Source organism: Vibrio sp. 1580 (assembly GCF_033340055.1).
Genome location: NZ_JAWOVT010000671.1, coordinates 1 through 530, shown reverse-complemented (window position 1 = coordinate 530; position 530 = coordinate 1). Strand labels below are relative to the sequence as shown.

Genomic DNA, 530 nt, shown 5'->3' with positions numbered 1-530 from the left:
GTTTGTCTCGGGCCGTCGATCCATTGGTAGCCATCATCCACTAAGGTTTTGGTTAATTGGTCCACCGCCTGCTCTGATCCTAGAGCGAAAGCAAAGTGTGCCAACCCTGTTACTTGCATCGAGTGAGAGTTTTCACAGGCGGTCACTCCTTCCATCGACATCAACTCCAATCGAGCACCACTTTCAAACGAAAGAAAGTAAGACGAAAAATGCTTCTTCGGATTGTAGTATTTATCGTTGGATACGGCGTTAAAATATTTCTCATAAAAGCCTTTCAGCTCTTCCAAACGCTCTGTCCAAATTGCGACATGTTCTATTTTCATATTGGCTCTCTTAGTAAGTATTTGTGATTCAATAATTGCTGGCATTGGTATCAAATCTAACGAGGACGACTTGAATGAAAAAGAGAGCAAATCACTGCAACCTTGTTCCTGTTTTATGGTAGGAGTTGTGTTTGCATGATGGTGTTGTCCATAATGGCGCAAAGTTTTACAGGATAAAATGATGGAAGATATTTACTTCGCAGGCGG

Annotated in this window: 1 protein-coding gene; it reads right to left on the bottom strand. The window is 42.1% G+C overall.

Annotation, left to right across the window (positions count from 1 at the left end; genetic code table 11):
* The coding region (locus R7093_RS27770) for a VOC family protein (RefSeq protein ID WP_318147349.1) at positions 1-323 on the bottom strand (323 nt) is incomplete at its 3' end.
* Positions 324-530: the final 207 nt, after the last annotated feature.